Origin of the sequence: Pseudorhodobacter sp. (assembly GCF_034675685.1) — a bacterium.
GTDB lineage: Bacteria > Pseudomonadota > Alphaproteobacteria > Rhodobacterales > Rhodobacteraceae > Pseudorhodobacter.
This window is the reverse complement of the sequence record NZ_JAUCDA010000016.1, coordinates 1-23,171: the sequence shown is the minus strand read 5'-3', so window position 1 is coordinate 23,171 and position 23,171 is coordinate 1. Positions and strand designations below refer to the sequence as shown.

Genomic DNA, 23,171 nt, shown 5'->3' with positions numbered 1-23,171 from the left:
GGAGCAGCCCCGGATACTGTCAATATTCGGTATTCAAGGCATCTTCGGCCGGAATCTCGCGTTCACGTCTGGCGATGTAGTCCAGCAAGGCCTCGTTGATACCGGCATCCAGCTTTGGCTCCTGATATTCACCAAGCAGCTTTCGGGCATACCCAAGCGCCCGCGCGGTGATCTCGACCGAGCCGCCAGCCTGCCATTGCTCAATCGAATTGTTGTCGAACAGTTTTGGCATGAAATAGGCCTGCTGAAAGTTCTCCAGCGTGTGCGGATGGCCCAGATAGTGCCCGCCCGGCCCCACGTCACGCACGGCCTTCAACGCCTCATCGAAATCATCCCAGCGCACACCTTCGGCCATGCGGTAGCCCATGGCGCATTGTTCGGCATCGACAACGAATTTGGCGACAGAACAATGCATCCCGGCCTCATTCCAGCCCGCCGAATGCCAGATGTAATTCGCGCCCGCATGCAGCACCGCCGACAGCGTTGTGGCACTTTCATACCCCGCTTGCGCGTCGAATGTCTTGGCCCCGCCAAGGGTGTTCGAGGTGCGCCACGGCACGCCGTAAAACCGCGCCATCTGGCCGATCATGAAGTTCATCAGGCTGATTTCCGGCGTTCCTGCCATCGGCGCGCCCGACTTCATGGAAACCGTCGACAGGTAGTGACCATAAATCGCGGGGCAGCCCTTGCGCACGACCTGTGTATAGGCCAGCGCCGACAATGCCTCGGCATTCAGCTGCGCGACAGAAGCGGCGACAGAGGCGGGTGTATTCGCGCCGCCCAACACAAAGGGCGAACACAGCACGGGCTGGTTGCGCTTGCAAAAGGCGCGCATCGCGCTCAGCATGGTTTCATCCCAGACCAGCGGTGAGTTGCCGTTGCAATTGCCCGTAACGACGGGGGTTTGCTCCATCACATCCGCGCCGAACAGGATCTCGCACATGTCCATGACATCCTCGGCATTCTTGCCGCTGGTGGTCATGCCCATGAAGGTCTTGTCCGAATATTTCATCGACGAATAGGTGATATGCAGGTGCCGATGGCTGACCTTCAGGTCCATCGGCTCCACGATATGGTGGGCAGTGGAATGAAGCGCCGGCGACATATGCGCCAGTTTGTGAAACATGTTCAGATCGGCCATCGTGGGCCAGCGCCGCACATCGTCCAGATCGCGCAGAAAGGGCGCACCTGTCATCGGCACAAAGATCGAATGCGCCCCGCCGAACGGCAAGCTCTGCACTGGGTTGCGGGCGCGGTAAGCCCAGCTTGCGGGGATGCTGGCGATCAGCTCGCGCACCAGCGCGCGGTCCAGATGCACCCGGTCGCCCCTGACATCGGCGCCGACCCTGCGCCAGTCTGCCAACGCAATATCATCGCGAAACACCACGCCGACCTCTTCAAGGATCGACATAGAGGCATCGTCGATGCGGGCGATCTGATCGGGGTCCATTGGCTCACATAACGGCAGGTTACGCTTGAGCGCAGGAAGCATTCCGAAATCTGGTGCAGAGCGGATGGCCTGGCGGGCGCTACGCCCCCCGCTACGTCCTTGGCGCGGCTGTGGGTCGCTCATCAATAATCTCCGCTGGAATGAGGGTTCGACTCGAACTTTGGACATCTTTTGGCCCGGCAGCAGTCACTTTTGCGAACTAAATTTCCGGGAAACGACTACCCACAGTCGGATTTCGGGCCGCCCGATTGGCAACCGGTGACCGGCATAAACCGATTCATCGCTCCGATGCCGTGCAAATCTGGCTTGACCCAAACTGACAGGGCTATCGCAAACTGCTTTCTTGCCGTGAAAGCTTGCGTTGCTATTCGCCCGACCTGATGTCGCTTTCGAAAACCTCACCAAGACCCAGCCTCTGATCGTTCTGGCGAAATTGCTCCACAATCCAGGTCCGGAACAGATCGTGGTGGTTTTGCAGCGCCCTGCCCAGCGGCGAAACAAGGTAAACATGCTGTCTGGTCTGCACCACCGCGTTTGTGACCCGGACCAGCTGCCCCTTTTTCAGATACCCACCCACCAGATGCTGCCAACCAAGCGCCACCCCCTGACCAACCAAAGCTGCGTGGATCGCTGAATGATGGTCCGAGAACAGCACGTCCGGTTCGCTGGCAAAAGATGTGCCCGTTGCCCGAAACCATTCCTTCCACCCCATCCGAGAGCGTTTTGGTTCGGTCGCATGCAACAAGTTTGTCTTCTGCAACGTCTCCAGGCGCAGACAATCAGGATGCGCCCGCACATATTCAGGTGACGCCAGCGCGAAAAGCCGTTCGCGCGCAAGGCGCGTGCTTGTGGCATCAACCCAGCCACCCCTTCCGATCCGCGTTGTAAAATCGCATAGCGAAAAGGTCTGTGGATCAAGATCGCCATTATTTTCCGTAATCTCGAACAATATGCTGGGATTTTGCGCGCGGAACTCGGCTATGCGTGGGACAAGCCACATCGAGACGAAACTGGATGAGACGTTGATCCTGATCTTCTGTCCACCGCTGCTTGTGCGAATCTGCTGTGCCGCCTGATCAATCGCTGTCAAGGCGGCACGAACCTGCAGGGCGAAAACCTCTCCCTCGGGCGTCAGCGACAAACCCCGGTGCTGCCGCATGACCAGATCAACGCCCAGATTTTGTTCAAGCTGCCGAAATGACTTGCTGACCGCAGGCTGTGAGATGCCAAGTTCATTGGCCGCAGCCGTAAAGCTCAGGTGCCGCGAAACGGCGTCGATCACGTAAAGACCGTTGAGGGATGGAAATATGCGGCGCAACTTTAACATAACCACAGGTTATGCCAGCCAGCAATTTATTTGAAGGGCAAAACGCCAACCGACTTGATAGGATTGCGACGAGAGTTTCAGGGGAATCGCAAAATGAAGTCACATGCAAAAGTGGTTGTTGTTGGGGGGGGCTGTGTCGGGGCGTCGATCCTGTATGGCCTGACGCAGCATGGTTGCACCGATGCGGTGATGTTGGAACGGTCGCAACTGACCGCTGGTTCCACCTGGCATGCGGCGGGGCTGCTGGTGACCTTCGTGCGGTCGCACAACATCTCGAAAATGACGCTCGAGACGATCCGCATCTATGGCGAGGTGGAACAAAAGCTGGGTACCTCTGTCGGGTTGCGACAGGTGGGCCAGTTGCGCGTCGCCAATACCGAAAAGCGCTGGGACGAATTTCAAAGCTATATCTCGATTGCAGAGGCGGCCGGGGTGCCATGCCGCCTGCTGACGCCGCAAGAAGTCGCCGAGATTCACCCGCTGCTGGTGCAAAGCAAGGATATCCGCGGCGGCATTTTGCACGATCAGGATGGCTATATCAACCCGGCCGACATCACCATGGGCATGGCAAAGCTGGCGCGCGATCAAGGGGCGAGCATCTATCAAAACACCGAAGCGACCGCCTATGAGGCGCTGGCGGACGGCGGGTGGAAAGTTGTCACCAATCAGGGTGAGATCACCTGCGACCATCTGATCTTTGCCACCGGCAATTACGCCCGCGAGAATGCGCGGCGCGTCGGGCTTGACCTGCCCTGCATCCCGATTGTGCATCAATACTGGACCACTGAATCGGTGCCCGAATTGATCCGCCGCCGCAAAGAGGGGTTGCCGGAATTTCCGATCCTGCGTGACGAGGATTACGGCGCCTATCTGCGCGAGGATGTGGGCGGCTTTCAGTTCGGGCCCTATGAGTTCGAAAAAGACCTGAAACTGTTTGCCGAGGACCGCGTGCCGCCAACCTTCGGTGCCGATCTTTTGCCCGAGGATTTCGAAGCGGTTGAAACCCAGTGGGAGCGCGCGATTGAGCGGGTTCCAGCCTTGGGCGAAGTCGGGATCAAGTCCAACACCCGCGGGCCGTTCCAGATGACCCCGGACGAGCTGCCGCTCTGCGGTCCGGCCCCCGGTCACAAAAACCTGTGGCTGGCCGAAGGCGTGCCGGGCGGTATCCTTTGGGGCGGCACCATGGGCGAACGTCTGGCCCGCTGGATCGTCACGGGTGATCCGGGAATGGACATGTCTCAAATAGACCCGCGCCGGTTTGGTGATTTCGCCTCCAAGCGCTGGACCATGGACAAGGTGCGCGGAACCTGGGGCACCCATATGGACGCGCACACGCCGGGCGAGGATATGCCCCACGCCCGCCCGATGAAGACAGTCCCCTCCTATGATCTGCTTTGCGCGCAAGGTGCGGTCTGGACCACATTCAACGGGTACGAGTTTCCCCGCTGGTTCGCGCCCTCGCCCGAACTGGCGGTCCCTGAACACAGTTTCCGCCGCACCGATCATATGGAATATGTGCAATCCGAGGTGAGAACCACGCGCGAAACAGCGGGTTTCATCGAGATGTCACCGATGACCAAGTTTACCGTCCGCGGTCCCGGTGCCGCCGCATGGCTGGATAGCCTCATGGCCAACAAACTGCCCAAGATCGGGCGCATGACGCTTTCGGTCATGTGCAACGAACGCGGCGGCGTCGACGCTGAATATACGCTTGTCCGCTACGACGAGAATGACTTTTATTTGGTCAGCACGCCGAATGGGCAGGTCTATAATTGGGATCAACTGTCCCGGTTGCTGCCGCAGGATGGCTCGGTGGTGATGGCGGATGTGTCAGAGCAGATGGGCGTCATTGCGCTTGCAGGCCCACAATCGCGCGACATCCTGCAACCCTTGACGGATACGAACCTGTCCAACGCCGCCTTCCCATGGCTCTCGGCCCGCAAAGGCGAGGTGGGTTATGCGAAAGATGTTCATCTTTTGCGGGTCAGCTATACGGGTGAGCTGGGCTGGGAATTGCATCACCCCATTGGGTACAACCGTCACCTGGTCGATTTGCTGTTGAAAGCGGGGGTGAAACCCTTTGGCGCGGAAGCGCTGGAATCGATGCGACTGGAAAAATCCTATCGCGCGATCAATCGCGAACTGCGCAAAGACATCACACCGCTGGAGGCGGGTCTGGACCGTTTTATCGCGATGGAAGGCCGTGACTTCATCGGTCGAGAGGCGTTGAAAAAACAGCAAGTGGCGGGCGGCCATTTGGTCTTGGTGACGTTGCGGCTGCCCTATGGCGATACCTCGGTCATCGCTGATGAAGGCGTCTATAAGGATGGCGCGTTGATCGGGCGGGTGACCTCTGGCGGGTTTTCCTATTACTGCAACCACGACATTGCCATGGCGTTGGTTCCGCAGGAACTTGCCACCGAAGGCACCGAAATGCATGTCAAGGTCCATAACGAAATGCGCAAGGCGCAGGTTGTCGACGTCTGTCTTTACGATCCCACCAGCGCAAGGGCGCGCGCCTGACCAGGAGCAGTTCCGATGAACGAGATCAAAACAGCAGGCGCCCGCAGCGGTCGGAACGCGCGGGTACTGGCCCGCACCAATCCGGCACCAATCTATCTGCCAACGCTTGATCGGCATGTTGGCCCGATAGACTTGCTGGACCAAGACGGGGTTGACCGCATCCATAACGCGGCGATGACGATTCTTGAAACGACAGGGATTGAATTTCGCGACGCAATCGCCTTGGCAGATTGGAAACGGGCAGGTGCGCAGGTAGAGGGCAGCCGCGTGCGCATCGGCCGTGACATGCTGATGGATTTAATCTCAACCGTGCCGCCCAGTTACCGGATGCATGCCCGCAACCCACGCCACACGATTGATGTGGGCGGGCGCAATTCGATTTTTGCCAACGCTTATGGCGCACCATTTGTTTACGGGCTGGACGGTGTGCGGCGCCCGTCGCAACTGGCCGACGCGCATAATTTTTTCAAGATGGCGCAGATGAGCCAGGCCATGCATGTCCCCGGCATCCTGCCCGTGGAGCCGCAGGATATCCCGGTCCCCCAGCGCCATCTGGATCTGGTCTCATCGGCCCTGATATTGACCGACAAACCGATTATGGGTTCGGTCCTTGACCAGACCGCCGCACGTGACACATTGGCCATGGTGCGCATTGTCTTTGGCGAGGATTTCGTCGATCAAAACGTGGTTCTGACCTCTTTATTGAACTGCAACACACCATTGGTCTGGGACGAGACGATGCTGGAATCGCTGCGCGTTTATGCAGCCGCCAACCAGCCGTGCCTGCTGACGCCCTTTGTTCTGGCGGGGGCCAGTGCGCCGGCCAGCCCACTAGGCGGCGTGACCCTGCTGATTGCGGAATTGCTGGCAGGCATCGCCTATTCCCAGATTATCCGCCGAGGCTGCCCGATGGTGCTGGGTGTCGCAATCATGGGGGTGTCGATGAAAACCGGCGCACCGATGATGGGTTCACCCGAGCCGGGCTTGATGAACCTGCTGGTCGGGCAAATGGCGCGGCATTACAAACTGCCGTGGCGCTCCTGTACGATGTGGACCGGCTCTAAATCCCCTGATCTGCAAGCAGGTTTCGACAGCGCAAACAGCATGTGGCCGGTGCTGCTGGCCGGTTGCAATTTCATCGTTCATTCTGCGGGCTTTTTGGAAGGGGCCCTTGCCGTAAGCTATTCCAAATGGGCGCAGGACGCGCGCCAGTTGGAAAATTACCACCGCTTCTTTTCAGGACTGAAAGAAGAAAACCTTGATGCGCTTTTGGGGGATGTGGCGCAGATCGGCCCGGGCGGGCACTTCCTCGGCACGGATCACACCCGCGAGAATCCGATGCAGATCAACCCGCTGCAAAACAATGACAGCTTTGAACAATGGTTCGAAGACGGGGCCAAAACCGCCGACGAAATCGGCCGGATTGAGGCCGCGCGCATTCTGGACAATTATGTACAGCCCCCGATGCCAGGTGATCAGGCTGCTGCGCTTGCAGAATTCGTGGCAAGAAAGAGGCTCGAATATCAGGAGTGATACGACCAGGCAGTTGGTGTCCATGTGCAAACGGTTGCCCGCATGACAAGCCGATCCGCTGACTTCAAAGAGGGCCTTACACGACTGTGCGCCTTTTCCAAGGCCCGCCAAGCCGCTGCTGTTGTAAGGCCAAAGCCATGTCCAACGCCCGGATCACCAGTGCAGGCGTGGTTTTTACTTGGGAAGCGGCGATACAGCGTTACCATTTCCGATTGAATCATTGCGAATTTCCACGGGCGCTTTTTTCTGATTCATCACCCTTGCGAGGATGTTGGATGAGCCATTCACTTATAATGGCCTTCGGGCTGGGTTTTGTCATCCGACCACGCTAAGAAACCGCCCTGCTGGTTTTGCCCTGACAGCCCCCTGCCTGTAGTAACCAAAGCGCGGCTAGCCGCAGCCCGCAACAAAGTTTGGTCGCCTCATGCCACCAAACGCAACAGCCTTGCATGGCCGTCTAGGCAGGTTTCTTTGAAAAAAGGCTTACCAAATCAACAGCACCACTATTTCTGTTGCCAAGGTCGAGACTCTCTTCGATCACCCGCAGGTGCTCGGCCATCAGATTGGCAGCGGCCTGTCCATCGCGCGCCTTGAACGCATGAAGGATGGCTTCGTGGTCATCATCGCGGCAGTTGGTAACGCTAGGCGCCCCGAAAATGCCGATAATCAGCGACGTGCGCGTGACGAGTTCTTTCATCATCCGCAGCATCACCGCATTCGATGCAATTTGCGCCAGCAGAATGTGAAATTGGCCTGAAAGGCGGATGGCTTCATTGCGGCTTTCATGGTGATGGGCAGCGTGTTCCCTTTCAAGATGCGCCGAGAGGTTGACGATTTCGGCCTCGGTCGCGCGTTCGACCGCCAGGCGCGCGATTGTCGGTTCCATCGTCAACCGTGCTTCGAACACCTCGCGGGCCTGTTTGGCGGTGGGCGAGGCAACATAGGCCCCGCGATTTGCATGGAGTTCCACCACTTCGCGGCTCGACAGCAGCAGCAACGCCCGGCGAATGCGCATACGGCCCACGCCAAAGGCCTCGCAAAGCGCCGATTCGGATAGCTTTGTGCCTGGGGGCAATCTCTGCTCGACAACCGCGTTGAAAATACGTTCCACGATGTCTTCTTCCGCCACCTCGTCGCCGGAAACGATTTCTTGGATCTGGTTGGGCGTGGCCGGCATCTAAGGTAAACCGTTCTGATTGTGAGCATTCCGGCTAAGATAGTTAGCAATTGTTGCAGCAGCAAGCGGCAGTTTTGTTAATAATTACCTAAATTTATGTTGACAGGATTGTTAACAGTATTGTCAGATCAGGGTGCGCAAGGAGCCCCAGCCAAGTGGGGCAGAGATTCCAACCCTTTTGACTCATAGGGAGTTCGCCATATGCTTCGCCGTTCATTGTTGAAAACCACCGCGCTTGCCGCCGTTGCAAGCCTTGCCATGTTTGGCACCGCCTTTGCCGAAAACCCGGTTCTGAAAATCGGTTTCGTCGGCGTTACTTCGGGCCCGGCTGCGGCCTGGGGCACCTCGAACCAGCGGTCGATGGAAACCCGCGCCGCCTGGATCAATGAGATCGGCGGCTATGACATCGGCGGCACAAAGTACGATATTGAAATCGTATCGTTCGACGACCAGAAAGACCCCAAACGCGCGATTGCCGGCATGGAGCAAATGGCGCAAGCGGGTATTCATTACGTCGTTGGCCCCAATGTCGATGATGGTGCCGCCGCCGTTCGCCCGGTGGCCGAGCAGAACAACATCATGTATTTCCCCTATGCCTTTCCGAAATCGCTTTATGTCGCCCCTGCATCGAATGCCATTTTGGGCATGGTTGCAAACTATCAATCCGGCCCCGCGATCTATAAATACCTGATGGAAAACAATGGAATCAAAAAAGTCGCCTTTGTCGCGGCCAACGAATCCGACCCGCTGTCACAGCGCGATGGTGGTGTAGAGGCCGCCAAGACCCTTGGGCTGGAGGTGGTATCGGATTCGGTGACTTATCAGGTTGATACCACCGATTTCACCCCGGTTTTGCTGCCGGTGATCAAGACGATGCCGGATCTGCTGGTGCTGTCGGGTGTGTCGCCGGCAAACGCACCGCAACTGATCCGTTCGGCGCGCGAGTTAGGCTATACCGGGTTGATTTCGACCGAAACGGCGCAAGATGCCGCGGTGCTGCAAGAAGGCGCGGGCGATCTGGCGAATGGCTTTATTTCTGTTGGCGGCGCCTCGACACCTGAACTGGCCTCGGACGCGATGCGCGAATTCGTTGAACGCTATACCAAGATGTTCGGCGAATATAACGACGAATCGAACACCAAGGTCTATGCGTTGGAATATATCCTTGCCACGCTGGCCGCCGATCCGGCCGCGATCGACAACATTGATGAGTTCAAGAAAACCATGGACACATTCGAGGCCGCAAACCCCTATATGGTGGGCGACGCCAAGCTGAAATATGTTGGAACCGCCTCATTCGGCCAAAAGCGTCAGGTTTCGGTGCCTTTGGTGGTGAACACCTACAAAGACGGTGCTTTCGAGACGCTTTTCGTCGCACAAGTCGACTGACGCTTCCTCCCTGGCGTTAGCTTGGGGCCGCCCGGAACGGTGGCCCCCTTTTCCCAACAAACCGGAGAGCCCTGGATGGAACAGATCCTTGCAAACGGGTTGTATCTTGGCGCCCAATACGCATTGATTGCGCTGGGGCTGACCCTGATCTTCTCACTGATGAATGTGCTGAACTTTGCGCATGGACAGATGTATGTCTTTGGCGGCTTTGTAACCTATACCGTTGTTGCGCAATGGGGTTTTCCTTTCATCGTTGGTCTGTTCGCCTCGGCGATCATTCTGGCCGTGATGGGGGCCTTGATAGAGAAATTCCTGTTCCGCCCGGTGATCCGAAAATCCAAACGCGATGAAAGCACGATGTTGCTGGCCGCCGGGATCGCGTTCTTTCTGGATGCGGTGATCTTGTTGCTGTTTGGCGAAAAGCAGCGCGGCGTGCCGAAAATCGTGGATGGGGTGTTCAACTGGGATTTCCGCCTGATCATGCCCTATGACCGTATCCTGATCGGGGTTCTGGCGATTGCGATCATCGCAAGCTTTATCGCCTTCATGCAATATTCCAAGACGGGCCGCGCCATGCGGGCCCTGGCACAAGACCGCATGGCGGCGCAGTTGATGGGCGTTGATGTGGATCGGTATTCGATGGTGGGCTTTGCGCTGGGGGCGTTGCTGGCCGGTTTGGTTGGCGGGCTTTTGGTCACGATCACCGGAATTAACCTTGGGATGGGCGGGCCAACCTCGATCAAGGCATTCATGATGATCATGATCGGCGGGGCCGGGGTCATTTCCGGGGCCATCGCCGGCGGGTTCATTCTAGGCATGATGGAAAGCGTAGGGCTTACCGTCTTGGCCGTTTATGGCGACATCACATATCTTGTCATCTTTGCATCGCTGATGGTGTTCCTCGCCTTCCGCCCGCAAGGGTTGATGGGCAAGCCCTGGGGTTGAAATCATGAACAAAACAACCTTGGGCCTTGCGGCCTTTCTGATCGCGGTCTTTGTGCTGGTGCCGGTGTTCATCGCCGTCAGCGGGCGCTGGGACCTGTATTACACATTGACTTCGGTAGCGCTTTTGTCGATCGCCTCTGCCGGGGTTTGGCTGACATTCTACATCGGGCGGATCAATATCGGTCAGGGGGCTTATGCCCTGATGGGTGGCTATGTATCAGCCGTGTTGATGACAAAATTCGGCGTGTCGTTTTGGCTGACGCTGCCCTTGGCCGGGCTGTTTTGTGCCGCAACCTCGGTGCTGATCGGCCTGCCGATCTTGCGGCTGCGCGGGGTTTATTTTGCTATGATCACCCTGGTCTTGACCGAGGTGATGCGCCTTACCGCGCTGGCGCTGCCCATCACCAACGGGGCCAAAGGCATCACATCCATTCCGCTGCCCGGCACCTTGTCGATATTTGGCATCACCATCATCCCCGATTTTGCAACCATGGCCAACCCAAAGTTGGGGTTTTACCTGTTGGCGGTGAGTTTGATGGTGCTGTCTTATGCGGCGCTGTGGCGGATCGTGAATTCAAGGTTTGGCCATCTATGCCGCAGCTTGCAACAAAATGAGGAGCTGGCCTCGTCCATCGGCGTCAACACGGCCTATCTGCGTGTGCTGACCTATGCGATATCATCGTTTTTCGGCGGGTTGGCGGGGGCGGTGTTTGTGGCGATTTCACAATCCATCTATCCGTCGTCCTTTGCCGTGGCCGATAGCGTCAACTTCATGCTGTATTGTTTTGTCGGGGGGCTGGGGTTTGTAACCGGGCCAATGGTGGGCACCTTCCTGCTCTACTTTGGCTGGGACCTGTTGTCGGTTGCCAAGGAATACCAGCTTTTGATCTACTCCAGCGCCATGATCGCGCTGATGCTGGTGCTGCCGAACGGCGTGCTGAGCCTGTTTGACAAGAAAGGCGGTGGAAAATGAGCCCCATTCTGCAAATCAAAGGCGTCACCAAACGCTATGGCGGCCTGACCGCCAATAACGACATCAGCTTTGATGTGAATGAAGGTGATATTCTATCGGTGATCGGCCCGAATGGCGCCGGGAAATCAACGCTGTTCAAGCAGATTGCATCCTTTGTGCATACCACCAGCGGTGAGGTGTTGTTTCGCGGCAAACGGATCAGCAACCTTGCCCCGCATACCGTGGCGCGGATGGGGGTGGTGCGTACTTTTCAGGAAACCACGATCTTCAAATCCATGACGGTGCGTGAAAACATCGTTGTAGCGCATCACCTGCGGTCCAAGGCATCGCTGTTCGGCTTTTTCATCGGCAGCAAACAGGCCCGCGCGGATGAGGCAGAGTTTGGCAAATCCGCCGATGATATCATCGACTTCCTTGGCCTTCAGGCGATCCGGCATGAGCTGGCATCAAACCTGCCACAGGGGCATCTGCGCGCCTTGGGCATGGCCATCGGGCTTGCGACAAATCCAAAAGTCTTGCTGCTGGATGAACCCTTTGCCGGGATGAACCATGACGAAACCATGAAAATGGTGACGCAAGTGCGCCGTTTGCGCGATGAGCGCGGCGTGACCGTGATGTTGGTGGAACATGACATGCCTGCCGTGATGAAAATCTCGGACCGTATCGTGGTGATCAACTTTGGCGAAAAGATCGCCGAAGGCACGCCGGCCGAAATTCAGGCCAACCCGAAGGTGATCGAGGCCTATCTCGGCTCCGAAGATGCAGCGATAGGAATGTAGGCCATGACCGAGATGTTGAACTTCAAAGAGGTCGAGCTGTATTACGACCATGTCTACGCGCTGAAAGGCGTGTCGCTGAACCTGCAACAGGGCGAAACCGTGGCGCTGATCGGGGCAAACGGGGCCGGGAAATCGTCTATTTTGCGGGCCATTACCGGGTTGCGCAAAATCAAGAGCGGGTCCATCACCTTCATGGGCGAACGGCTGGATGGCACCCCGGCAGCCGATATCGTCAAAAAAGGCATCGCCATGGTGCCCGAAGGCCGCAGGGTTTTCCCCTTCATGTCGGTCAAGGACAACCTTTTGATGGGGGCGTTTACCCGCACCGACAAGGCCGATATCGCCAGAACGCTTGACAGCATCCTGACCCGCTTTCCCCGTCTGAAAGAACGCTACAGCCAGCAGGCCAGCACCCTTTCGGGCGGTGAGCAGCAAATGATGGTGATTGGCCGCGCGCTGATGGCCAAACCCAAGCTGCTGCTGCTGGATGAGCCGTCTTTGGGCATCGCCCCCAAGCTGGTGCAAGATATCGCCCGCGCCATTGTGGCGATCAGCCGCGATGAAAACGTGACCGTGCTGCTGGTGGAACAAAACAGCCGCATGGCGCTGTCAATCTCCAGCCGGGCCTATGCCATGTCGACCGGATCGGTGGTTTTGACCGGCAATTCCAAAGAGTTGATGAACGATGACCGGATCAAGGCCGCCTATCTTGGGGGGGATATGTAAATGCGTATTCTGGTTGTGAACCCCAATACGACGGCCTCGATGACCGAAAAAATTGGCGCGGCGGCGCGGCGCGTTGCCTCAGCGGGGACCGAGATCATCGCCGTGAACTCAGCCAATGGCCCTGCCTCGATCGAGGGTTTCTATGATGAGGCCATGTCGCTGGCGGGGATGTTGGAGGTGATCCGAACCACCCCCGACTTTGATGCAGTGGTCATCGCCTGCTTTGACGACACCGGTCTTGATGCCGCGCGCTGCCTGACGGACAAGCCGGTACTGGGGATCGGTGAGGCCGCCTATCACATGGCCTCAATGATCTCGAACAAGTTTTCGGTGGTCACAACCCTCGCACGATCAGTTCCGGCATTGGAACATAACCTGCACCGCTACGGCCTGATCGCGCGCTGTGCCCGGGTGCGGTCATCCGAAGTGGCGGTGCTGGAGCTGGAGCATCCTGGCTCGGACGCCTGCAACCGCATCAGCGCCGAAATTGGCCGCGCCGTGACAGAAGATCGCGCCGAGGCGATCGTGCTGGGCTGCGCCGGCATGGCCGATCTGGCCGAGTCCTTGGCAAAAGAACATGGTTTGCCGGTGCTTGACGGGGTGACCTGCGCCGTTGGCTTGGCCGAGGCCATGGTCAAATTGGGGCTCCTTACCTCTCGGACAGGGGGGTACAGCCCACCGCCTGCACATAAGGCGATGTGATCATCGCTGTGCTGGGTCTGTATCGACCCAGTGAAAACCTGCTCATGCTATAATGAAGGAAATAGCGATGAGTCTGGTAAGCGGCGCCTGCCCCCACCTTCCAGCCTGTAGTCTGACCTGCGATGCCGCACCTGACAAAGATTGCTGCGGGGGGTTCGCGATGGCAACTACGGGTGAGTTTCTCAGGGATTATGGCATAGAGATACGAGGGAATGGGCAGCGGCGTTGGCCCGACGAGGTCAAGGCGCTGATCATTGCCAAGACGTTAAAGCCGGGTGCGACGATGAATGGTAAGCGGTCGCTGGGTAGCTACGAAGAACGAATGCGCGCGGTTGAGCTTTATATCAAGCTCGGCAAGCGCTTGCGGGCGACCATCCGTGAGTTGGGGTATGCAACGAAGAACGCCCTGAAGGGTTGGCATCGAGAATATGAGCGTCGGCAGGATTTGCCGATATGTTCAGTGCCGCGCCCGCCTAAATTCTCGACGGCACAAAGGCGGGTGGCGGTAGAGCATTATGCCAGCCAAGGGTGCTGCATTTCATGGACGCTGCGTGCCTTGGGCTATCCTGGCCGGGCCACGCTGACTGCTTGGGTGCGCGAGGCCTTTCCTGAGACGGGGACAGTTTCCACGGTCGCATATGGAGCAGGAAATCACTCTGACGCCGTGAAGAAAGCTGCTGTGGTTGGGCTTTATAGTCGTCAAGAAAGTGCGCAGGCTTTGGCAAAAAAGGTCGGAGTTAGCAGGCCGACGCTGTATGCTTGGAAAAACCAGCTCCTTGGCCCAGTTCCTTGATCCGGAGGCTCCTGCCACAATGAAACGCAAGAAAAGGGCGCCCTTGGATCCAGAGATCGAAGAATTGGAACGTCAGCGTGAAGCCCTGCAGTGCTGCATCCGCGAACTCCAGATTGAGCATGACCTGCTCAAGACAGCGAGTGAATTGATAAAAAAGGATCTTGGCGGCGATCTGCAGGGCCAGTGTTAAGTGTCACGGGGCAATCGGGAAAAAACCATGCTGTTGATTGTCATTGAGAACTGACCCGGCACCAGCAGAAATTGTCATTGAGAATTGACCCATGTGTAACCTTGCCCCGGCTTGAATCAGCTGGGGGCGCATGGAGTGATAGACATGGGATTTTTGAGGGTAATTCGGAAATGGGCACTGCGGGATAAGATGCCTATTCGCGAGATCGCGCGGCGGACGGGCGTATCTCGCAACACGATCAAGAAGTATCTGCGGGAGGGGATTGTTGAACCTGCATTTCAGGTGCCAGATCGCCCCAGCAAGCTGGACCCTTATGCTAAGCATCTTACTGCGTGGCTGACGACTGATCAGCGCAAATCACGCAAGGAACGCCGAACGGCGAAGCTGATGCATGCCGATCTTGTAAAGCTTGGATATGACGGTTCCTACGAACGTGTTGCGGCCTTTGTGCGGGAATGGAAGGGTGACCGGCAGCGTGCGCATCACACGACAGATCGTGGGACTTTCGTGCCGCTGGTGTTCGCGCCGGGCGAGGCTTTCCAGTTCGATTGGAGCGAGGACTGGGCCTATGTCGGCGGCGAGCGTATCAAGCTGCAGGTCGCGCATATCAAGCTGTCGCACAGCCGGGCATTTTTGGTGCGGGCCTATCTGTTGCAAACGCATGACCCTCTCGTGACATTTCCTGCAGAAATGCACTGCCGGGCAATGGATGCTGTTTGATGCCCACTGGCATGCATTCCGCGTCTTCGAAGGCGTCCCTGGGCGTGGCATCTATGATAACATGAAGACCGCGGTCGACCGGGTTGGCGTCGGCAAACAGCGTGATGTGAATGCGCGGTTCCTGGCCATGCATTGCCCGGCAGGCGCATGCACAGCATGCTGCCGGGAGGGACCAGCCACTACGTCTTCGATCCCGAGTTCTGCAATCCGGCGGCGGGCTGGGGCAAGCCATTGGTGCGCCATTGGTTCAAGCCCAATGGCGGCGGTCAGGTTGAGAAGAGCGTGCGTGATGCCCGACATCGCCTATGGCAGGTCGCTCCTGTCTTCCCAGACCTTGGCTCGCACTGAATGAATGGCTGGAAGATCGTTGCAAGCTGCTGTGGGCGGAGACGGCACATGGCGCACTGCCTGGCAGCATTGCTGACGTTTGGGAGGCCGAGAGGTCTGCCCTGATGCCCCTGCCCACGATGTTGATGGCTTTGTCGAAGAGAGAAAGCGCGTCTCACCGACCCGCTGCCCGGCAGCGCATGCTTGCATGCGCGAGAGGGGGCCTGATCACCTTTGATCGCAACCGCTATTCCGTGCCCGCCAGCTTTGCGAACCGGCCGGTGAGCCTGCGCATTTACCCCGACCGGTTGGTCGTCGTGCTGGAAGCACGCCTTTGGCGTGACGTCGCCGAGGGGCATGTGATCTGCACGCATGAGCGGATCATTGAACGATCCCATCGTCAGCCTGGGCGCATCATCTATGATTGGCGGCATTATCTGGCGGTCGTTCAGCGCAAACCAGGGGCGCTGCGCAATGGTGCGCCCTTCCTTGAGATGCCCGACCCCTTCCGCTTGCTGCAGGCGAAGATGCTACGACAGCCCGGCGTAGATCGGGAGCCTAACGGCGATGTGAACCGCCCGGGTTTACCGGAGGGCAAAACTCTCGGAGAATTGCCCGTTATGGAACAGACACAAAAGCAGAAGACCTCGAAGCCGTATTCACCTGAGTTCCGCGAGCGTGCGGTTCGGCTGCTTATGGAACACCGCGATGAATATCAAAGCGAAGCTGCGTCGCTGACGGCGATTGCAGGCAAATTGGGTTGTTCGCCGGATAGCCTTCGCGTTTGGGCCCGCCAGGTCCAGCGCGACGGCGGCGAACGACCGGGGCCGACGAGTGAAGAGAAGGCGCGCATTAAGGAGTTGGAGCGCGAGAACCGCGAACTCCGGCAGGCCAATGAGATTTTGCGTAAGGCATCAGCGTATTTTGCCCAGGCCCCTCTCGCGGTTTGAAGTCAAACCGCTGCCGGGCAGCGGGAGCTCGACCGCCCGTTTCGCAAATGATTGCTTTCATTGAGGAAAGCTGTGAATCTCTCGGGGTCGAGCCAATCTGCAGGGTGAGCCGGTGAACGCCACCGGTTCGAGAGAACCGGCGAACGCAGTTTGCCCCTTCCACCTATTATGACCGGCGCGCAATCTTACGTGATCCGGAGCGAGCATCGCCCCGGGCAAAGTCCGATGCTGCCCTGAGCGTCAAGATCGACGCTGCCTGGGATGCCAACCGCAAGCTCTATGGCGCGCGGAAGATTTGGCATGTCTTGCGGCGGGAAGGTGAAGATGTCGCCCGCTGCACCGTTGAGCGTTTGATGCGCAACTTAGGTATCAGAGGGGTGGTGGGGGGCAAAAAGGTCATCACGACCCAGCCAGACACGTCACAGCCGTGCCCAGACGATAAGGTGAACCGCTTGTTCAAGGCGGATCGGCCAAACAAGCTGTAGGGCGAGCAATTGTACGCCATTGGTTCAAGAACAATGGCGAGCGACTTCACTTATGTGCCCACATGGTCTGGCACAGTTTACGTGGCGTTTGTCATCGACGTTTTCGCAAGGCGGATCGTAGCCCTGCGTGATTTGCACGCAAATCCCTTTCGGGTAACAGCTGGCGCACCTCGACATCCATGAAGACCCAATTTGTTCTTGATGCACTTGAGCAGGCAATATGGCAAAGAAAAACGCCTGATAACAAGGATTTGGTTCACCACTCTGACCGCGGGTCGCAATACCTGTCGATAAAGTATACCGAGCGGTTGGCTGAAGCCGACATCGATCTCTCGGTCGGAACCGTGGGCGACGCCTATGATAATGCGCTGGCTGAGTGCGTCATCGGCTTGTTCAAAACGGAAGTTATCAACCAAATCGGGCCATGGAAATCGATGCGCGAAGTCGAATGGGAAACACTGAAATGGCCTTACGTCGATGCAAGCATCGACTACCGGCTAACAGGTCGACTGGTATAACAACCGCCGCCTTCTCGGCCCCATCGGATACATCCCGCCCGCAGAAGCAGAGGAGGCCTTCTATGCAAACCTGAACACACTCGATATGGTCGCCTAGTCGTTGAACAAATCACCCTCCGGTAAAACCGGGGCGGTTCAGTTTATCTGCCTCGGCCTCGGATCGAAATCTCAGGACCCCAAGGCGTGCAGGCGACCTTCGATTGGCAAGCGGCCAGCGACGCAGGCCTGGGGCGCATGTGCACCGTCACGCTCACCAATGACAGAGGAACCTATTAATGCTGCGCCTGAACCTATCCAATGAGCCGCAATGGCTTGATCTCGGCCACGGTGTTCGCCTGTTTGTCGAGCCTCTGACGACCGCCGTTATGCTGGCTGCGCGTAACGATCCCACAATCTTGGTCGCCACACAGGCTGCTGAGAGCGAGGGTACTCTCTCAAACGATGATCTTGCCCTTGTCGTGGCAAAGGCGGTTGCGCGCATTGTCGTGAAAGCCTGGGAAGGCGTTGGCGATGCAGAGGGCAAACCGCTTTCGGTGACATCCGACGGCATAGATGCCCTGTTGGATATCTGGCCAATCTTCGAGGCCTTCCAGACGCGTTACATCGCAGGCGCCCTTGTCCTGGACGCGGAAAAAAACGTCTGACCGCTCTCGCCGATTGGGACTTCGGCGGGGGCGGTGACTATTGCGCGGCCTGTCCCTCCATTTGCCCAGAATGTCCAAGACAGCAGAATGCACCAACGACCTTTGAGGGCTGGCAGGTCTGGGATTTGGTCCAGCGCCTTGGCGGGCAAATGCGCATCACTGGCGGCATGAGCGGCGGTGCCGTTATCGGCTGGGATATGGGAGCGGCCTTGCAACTGGGTGTCGCCTTGGGCTTGTCACCCCTCGTCATCGCAGAACTTCTGCCGCCCATTGAGGCCATGATGGTGCGCAAGTTGGCCGCGCAATCTGGTTCAGGCGGCCTCGAGGGGTTTGATGCTTGAGACGTCGGTCGTCTCTCGGGCGCGGGCCAGATCCCAGGCGCGCTGCAAGTTCATCCAGTATTCGGGGGTGGTTGAAAAAAAGCGGGCTAGACGCATCGCCGTATCAACTGTGATGGCGGTCTGGCCCTTTAGAAGCCGTTCAACGCGGGTGCGCGGCACGTCCAACCGCGACGCCAATGCAATCGCGCTCATATCCATTGGCTGGAGATAAAGTTCGGCAAGCACTTCGCCGGGATGGGATGGATTGGTCATGAGGCTCATGTCAGGCCCTCCTAATGATAGTCCAGAATCTCGACCTCTGAGGGGCCAATATCTGTCCAGATGAAACAGATGCACCATTGTCCGTTGATGCGCACCGAATGTTGTCCAACACGGTCACCGCTCAAGGCTTCCAAATGGTTGCCCGGCGGAAACCGCAAATCTTCCAATACAACTGCTGCGTCCAAAGCTGAAAGCATAGCGCGCGTTCGTTTGACCAAGTCAGCCGGGAAGCCTTTTCCGAAACGGTCCTGGACCGCTCCTGCGGCAAGCTTTCCACGCGTGCTGACAATCATGATTCTATGTATCACGCCGTGATACGCCTTGCAAGGAACTTCGATGGCTGAAAAGAAAGTCTCCGTCCGACTGTCGGCCACCGGCGGACGCCAGGTGCGCGCGGAACTGGAAGGTGTCGGCGACGCCGGCGCGCGTGGTCTTGGCCGCCTGAGCCGCGAGATGGAACTGGCGAACGCGCGGATGGCGGGTTTTGCGTGTCGGGCGAAGATTGCCGCAACGGCTGCCGCCACGGCTCTCGCCGCCGCCGTCGCCTCAATGACCCGCTCCACTATTGCGGCAGCCAATGAGATCGGCCAGCTCTCCCAAGTGGCCAATGCCAGTCCTGAGGCCTTCCAACGCTGGTCGGCGGCGTCGGCTACAGTGGGCATCGAACAAGAAAAGCTCGCAGATATCCTGAAGGACGTGAACGATCGGGTGGGGGACTTCCTGCAAACGGGCGGCGGCCCTATGGCCGACTTCTTCGAAAACACTGCCCCACGCGTGGGCGTAACCGCCGATCAGTTCGCCCGGCTCTCGGGGGCCGACGCTTTGCAGCTCTATGTATCCTCACTCGAAAAAGCAGGCGTCAGCCAACAGGAGATGACCTTCTATCTCGAGGCCATGGCGTCGGACGCCACGCGGTTGAACAGTCTGACCCGGTCGATCTTCGAGGCCCTGGTTGAAGATCCGAACGCCTTCGGCCTAGGCGAGCGCATCGACGAATTCTACGCCTCCATCCAGCGCCGCCGTCCCATCGAGGCCCTCGGCCAAAAATGCGGCATGGACCGCGAAGATACCATAGCGGTCGACCTGCGCGGCAATGTTATGACCTGTCAGAACACCGGTGCTAAGGGGGCGCACAAGATTGGTCATGTCGATGACTTCGACGCCATCGCGATCAACACTGCGATGCATTTTGCTTTCCGGCCCGAATGCATGTCCTGCCCGGTTGTCCAGCTCTGCAAAGGGTCCTGCATGTTCCTCGAGGGCGACTTCTTTGCGCAGTCCTGCGCCAATGAGTTTGCCTTTAATGTGGGGATCATGATGGCGGCGGTCTGGCATTTGACGGGGATGGCGGTCGTTGGATTAGCGGCTGACTGAGCTGGATCTGAATCGCAGCTCCAGGCCGAGGTAAGGCCATGTTCACCGTGCCAAACAGCGCAGGCGAAAGATCGTGGTTGACCCCACTCCAAGCTGACACAGCTATTGTGAAACGTCCTGACCGCAAACAGACAGGATGGTGTCGACTAGACGCTTTCGACCCCACATCGAGCCATGTTGGCTCAAAGGTGGAAGCTAAGACAATGCCCTGTTACGCGGCGCCGACACACGCCCGAGGGTTGTGTTCCACGGTTAGTAATACCCCACCGATCGCGAAAGGGACTTGACAGCCCCCCCATACTTCAAAAAGATGTTATATTTTGGCTTTACAAGGTGATTCTGGTATGGGGACGAGAGGCGTCAAAAATATTAGAATGGCTGTTGTTGCTGCTCTGATCTTTGTGAGCATTAACAGCATGGTATTTGCCTATTTTTTTTCCGCGAGCAAGGCTATGCGCTTGAGAATACACCGTTGTCTAGCGATGGACGATTCTTGCTGATACCTACTCTTCTAGAGTACGATTTTGACTTGGCGAAATATTTTTTTATTTTCTTAGGGCTTGTTGAGATTCAGGATTCACAATTTGGCTGACTTCTGATTCACTCCTTCAAAAAAGGAGGTTTGGATGTTGAGCGAGCGTTTTGTTATCAACGATACCCAGTGGGCTTTGATGGAGCCGCATTGTTTTGGCAAAAAAGGTGACCCCGGTCGCACGGGTGGGGACAGTCGCGTTTTCATGGAGGCGGTTTTGTGGATTGCCCGAACCGGTGCCCCGTGGCGTGATCTTCCAGCTGAATTTGGCAACTGGAACACCATTTTCAAACGCTTCCGACATTGGGTCAAAGCCGATGTTTTCAAACGGATATTTGACGCCGTGTCGGGTGATCCTGACATGGAATGCGTCATGATTGATGGCACAATCTGCAAGGTTCACCGCCACGGACAGGGCGCAAAAGGGGGACTCAAAGCCAGGCTATAGGGCGATCTCGCGGTGGAATTACCACAAAAATTCTGGGCCTGACTGATGCGCTCGGCAATCTGGTTTCATTTCGTCTGATGCCGGGGCAAGTCCATGATCTGCGCGAAACGGCGGAGATCATTGAGGGTATTTCCTGCAAAATGTTCCTTGCGGATCGCGCATTTGACGCCAACTGGCTGCGCGAAACACTGAGTGTTTCAGGAATTATTCCGGTCATCCCGCCAAAATCCAACCGAAAATTCCCGCCAGAGTTCGACAACCATAGTTACAAATGGCGGCATCTGATTGAGAACTACTTTCAAAAACTGAAGGAATTCAAACGTATAGCCCTGCGGGCCTGTAAAACAGACCAGAGCTTCGCTTCAATAATCTATCTGGCCGCCGCTATCATCAACTCTCGATGAATCTCAACAGCGGTGTTTGTCAAACAAGTTGTCCGCCGATTTCAAGCGGCGTCTCTGATTTCGGAGGCGCTGGTATCGCGTTCCGGGTTCAGCCAGACGGGTCCGGCGGGTTGCCAGTTGCGGGTTTTTCCTGACCACCGTTCCGGCTTTTGTGCGCGGGCATTTGCATAGAGCAAGGCCCGGTTTGCGAGGGCATCGCGGTCTTGTCCTGCGTGGCGCATGCTGGGTGTGACGAAGCGGATGGCGCTGTGAAGGTGCTCCCCGTTATACCAGCTGGTGAAGGATTTCACCCAAGCCTGCGCCTCGGCTTTTGTCGCGAAGCCCTTGGTTGGCCAGTCCGGGCGATACTTGCAGGTGCGGAACAGCGCCTCGGAGAAGGGGTTGTCGTTGCTGACGCGCGGGCGACTGTAGGACGCCATGATGCCCAGCTTTTCCAGCGTCACCTTCATCGTAGCGCCTTTCATTGGGCTCCCATTGTCGGCGTGCAGCACCAAGGGCCGCGCGATGCGGGCCTCCGACCAGACCGCCTTTTGCACCAACATCGCCGCAAGATCCGCACCCTCGCGCTCATGGACTTCCCAGCCCACGATCTTGCGGCTGAAGATATCCACGATCAGATAAAGGTAGAAGAACATGCCCGCGACCGGCCCCGGCATCCAAGTGATATCCCAGGTCCAGACCTGACAGGGTGCGCTGGCTTTGTAACTAGTTGGAGGCTTGCGCCGGACGGGCGACTTGGACCGACTACGATGATGCTGTTGCCCATCTGCGCGCAGGATACGGTAGAAGCTGGATTCTGAGGCCAGATAGTGCCCCTGATCGGCTAGTTTCGGCACGATCTGGCTGGGTGGAAGGCTGGAAAATTCCGCAGAATTACAGATGCTTAGAACAGCGGCGCGTTCCTCGTCGCTGAGCTTGTTAGGAGGCTCCGGCCGTTGGACCAAGGGACGTTGATCAGCGTGAACCTGACCGCCTTTGGTCCAGCGGCGCAAGGTCCGTTCGCTGATTTCCACCTCAGCGCAGGCTTTGGCGCGGCGGGCGCCAGCGGTGACGGCCCCTTCGATCAGCAGCGTGGCGGTTTGGCGATGTGGGGGTGCTGATCATGCGTCCTCGTCGCCCCCCCAGATCGCCGCCAGCTTTTTTCTGAGCACCAGAAGCGCCGCAGTTTCGGCCAGGGCGCGGTCCTTGCGGGCCAGCTCGCGCTCCAACTCCTTGATCCGCTTCTTCTCTTCCTTCGTCGCCTGGCTCACCTTGGCCGTGCTGGTACGGTCCCAGTCATTCGCCTGCTCGCACGCCCCGCGCCATACCTTGATTTGCTCGGGAAACAGCCCGCGCTTGCGGCAATACTCCGCCAGATCGGCCTCATTCAGCGCCGCCGTCTCCAGCACCGCCGCAAACTTGTCGCGCGATGCCCAACCGGAAGGGCCGGCATCGGCATCGGGCAAAAGCTGGCCCTTGCCACGCGCCTCAGCACGCCACTTGTGCAGCGTCGCCTCCGAAATCCCCTCCTCCTGCGACAAGCGCCGAATGGCCATGTTGTTCGGAGGCAGCATCCGCTTCAGCACCGCAGTCTTGCGTTCCTGCGAATATCCCACGTCATCGTCCTATCCCGCCCACCTGAAAAATAGAGAAAAGTAGAGCAGCGGACAACTAGCCTGAC

General features: G+C 57.8%; 17 protein-coding genes and 5 pseudogenes. 16 read left to right on the top strand and 6 right to left on the bottom strand.

Annotation, left to right across the window (positions count from 1 at the left end; genetic code table 11):
* Window positions 1–19: 19 nt before the first annotated feature.
* Complete coding sequence (locus tag VDP61_RS11590; protein ID WP_323007044.1) at window positions 20–1,573, bottom strand: trimethylamine methyltransferase family protein; 1,554 nt, start codon at window positions 1,571–1,573, stop codon at window positions 20–22.
* A gap of 241 nt (window positions 1,574–1,814) precedes the next feature.
* Complete coding sequence (locus VDP61_RS11585) at window positions 1,815–2,777, bottom strand: LysR substrate-binding domain-containing protein (RefSeq protein ID WP_323007531.1); 963 nt, start codon at window positions 2,775–2,777, stop codon at window positions 1,815–1,817.
* A gap of 93 nt (window positions 2,778–2,870) precedes the next feature.
* Here VDP61_RS11585 and VDP61_RS11580 point away from each other — a divergent pair, with 93 nt between their 5' ends.
* Window positions 2,871–5,300 (top strand): FAD-dependent oxidoreductase, encoded by a 2,430-nt coding sequence (locus VDP61_RS11580; RefSeq protein ID WP_323007043.1) that lies wholly within the window; start codon window positions 2,871–2,873, stop codon window positions 5,298–5,300.
* Window positions 5,301–5,315: 15 nt separating this feature from the next.
* Window positions 5,316–6,833 carry a trimethylamine methyltransferase family protein gene (locus tag VDP61_RS11575; protein ID WP_323007042.1) on the top strand — a complete coding sequence of 506 codons (1,518 nt, stop codon included), beginning with the start codon at window positions 5,316–5,318 and terminating at the stop codon, window positions 6,831–6,833.
* A gap of 457 nt (window positions 6,834–7,290) precedes the next feature.
* Here VDP61_RS11575 and VDP61_RS11570 read toward each other — a convergent pair whose 3' ends face one another.
* Window positions 7,291–8,010, bottom strand: a complete 720-nt coding sequence (locus tag VDP61_RS11570; RefSeq protein WP_323007041.1) for a GntR family transcriptional regulator — start codon at window positions 8,008–8,010, stop codon at window positions 7,291–7,293.
* A 201-nt stretch (window positions 8,011–8,211) separates the two neighbouring features.
* Here VDP61_RS11570 and VDP61_RS11565 point away from each other — a divergent pair, with 201 nt between their 5' ends.
* The 11 genes and pseudogenes from VDP61_RS11565 (at window position 8,212) to VDP61_RS11515 (ending at window position 18,492) form a co-directional block, all read left to right on the top strand.
* Window positions 8,212–9,399 (top strand): ABC transporter substrate-binding protein, encoded by a 1,188-nt coding sequence (locus VDP61_RS11565; RefSeq protein WP_323007040.1) that lies wholly within the window; start codon window positions 8,212–8,214, stop codon window positions 9,397–9,399.
* Between the two features lie 75 nt (window positions 9,400–9,474).
* A complete protein-coding gene (locus VDP61_RS11560) occupies window positions 9,475–10,344 on the top strand; it encodes a branched-chain amino acid ABC transporter permease (protein WP_323007039.1) in 870 nt (289 codons plus the stop codon).
* Window positions 10,345–10,348: 4 nt separating this feature from the next.
* The gene (locus VDP61_RS11555; RefSeq protein WP_323007038.1) at window positions 10,349–11,317 is read left to right on the top strand and encodes a branched-chain amino acid ABC transporter permease; all 969 of its coding nucleotides are present in this window, start codon (window positions 10,349–10,351) and stop codon (window positions 11,315–11,317) included.
* Window positions 11,314–12,096 carry an ABC transporter ATP-binding protein gene (locus VDP61_RS11550; RefSeq protein ID WP_323007037.1) on the top strand — a complete coding sequence of 261 codons (783 nt, stop codon included), beginning with the start codon at window positions 11,314–11,316 and terminating at the stop codon, window positions 12,094–12,096. Before VDP61_RS11555 ends, VDP61_RS11550 begins: the two co-directional genes overlap by 4 nt.
* A gap of 12 nt (window positions 12,097–12,108) precedes the next feature.
* Window positions 12,109–12,822, top strand: a complete 714-nt coding sequence (locus VDP61_RS11545) for an ABC transporter ATP-binding protein (RefSeq protein WP_416236542.1) — start codon at window positions 12,109–12,111, stop codon at window positions 12,820–12,822.
* Window positions 12,823–13,524 carry an aspartate/glutamate racemase family protein gene (locus VDP61_RS11540; RefSeq protein WP_323007035.1) on the top strand — a complete coding sequence of 234 codons (702 nt, stop codon included), beginning with the start codon at window positions 12,823–12,825 and terminating at the stop codon, window positions 13,522–13,524.
* A 301-nt stretch (window positions 13,525–13,825) separates the two neighbouring features.
* A pseudogene (locus tag VDP61_RS11535) lies at window positions 13,826–14,492 on the top strand (transposase); the annotation flags it as partial.
* 159 nt (window positions 14,493–14,651) lie between these two features.
* A pseudogene (istA, locus tag VDP61_RS11530) lies at window positions 14,652–16,111 on the top strand (IS21 family transposase); the annotation flags it as partial.
* Between the two features lie 63 nt (window positions 16,112–16,174).
* A pseudogene (locus VDP61_RS11525) lies at window positions 16,175–17,604 on the top strand (IS3 family transposase).
* Between the two features lie 178 nt (window positions 17,605–17,782).
* Window positions 17,783–18,151: a hypothetical protein gene (locus VDP61_RS11520; RefSeq protein WP_323007034.1), complete on the top strand. Its 369-nt coding sequence runs from the start codon at window positions 17,783–17,785 to the stop codon at window positions 18,149–18,151.
* A 125-nt stretch (window positions 18,152–18,276) separates the two neighbouring features.
* Window positions 18,277–18,492: a hypothetical protein gene (locus VDP61_RS11515; protein WP_323007033.1), complete on the top strand. Its 216-nt coding sequence runs from the start codon at window positions 18,277–18,279 to the stop codon at window positions 18,490–18,492.
* On the opposite strand, the gene VDP61_RS11510 is transcribed toward VDP61_RS11515, so the two are convergent.
* On the bottom strand, window positions 18,463–18,753 hold the full coding sequence (locus VDP61_RS11510) for a HigA family addiction module antitoxin (protein WP_323007032.1): 291 nt from the start codon (window positions 18,751–18,753) through the stop codon (window positions 18,463–18,465). The genes VDP61_RS11515 and VDP61_RS11510 overlap by 30 nt on opposite strands.
* Window positions 18,754–18,764: 11 nt before the next feature.
* Window positions 18,765–19,061 carry a type II toxin-antitoxin system RelE/ParE family toxin gene (locus VDP61_RS11505; RefSeq protein ID WP_323007031.1) on the bottom strand — a complete coding sequence of 99 codons (297 nt, stop codon included), beginning with the start codon at window positions 19,059–19,061 and terminating at the stop codon, window positions 18,765–18,767.
* Between the two features lie 28 nt (window positions 19,062–19,089).
* Here VDP61_RS11505 and VDP61_RS11500 point away from each other — a divergent pair.
* From VDP61_RS11500 to VDP61_RS11490, 3 genes and pseudogenes are all read left to right on the top strand, one after another.
* Window positions 19,090–19,689 (top strand): annotated as a pseudogene (locus VDP61_RS11500) (phage tail tape measure protein); the annotation flags it as partial.
* 117 nt (window positions 19,690–19,806) lie between these two features.
* On the top strand, window positions 19,807–20,127 hold the full coding sequence (locus VDP61_RS11495; protein ID WP_416236541.1) for an SPASM domain-containing protein: 321 nt from the start codon (window positions 19,807–19,809) through the stop codon (window positions 20,125–20,127).
* A gap of 626 nt (window positions 20,128–20,753) precedes the next feature.
* Window positions 20,754–21,511, top strand: a protein-coding gene (locus VDP61_RS11490; protein ID WP_323006441.1) for an IS5 family transposase whose coding sequence is annotated in 2 segments (ribosomal slippage) — window positions 20,754–21,090 and window positions 21,090–21,511 — 759 coding nt in all. Because the reading frame shifts where the segments join, the coding sequence is not laid out codon by codon here.
* A gap of 41 nt (window positions 21,512–21,552) precedes the next feature.
* Here VDP61_RS11490 and VDP61_RS11485 read toward each other — a convergent pair.
* A pseudogene (locus VDP61_RS11485) lies at window positions 21,553–23,106 on the bottom strand (IS3 family transposase).
* Window positions 23,107–23,171 lie beyond the last annotated feature (65 nt).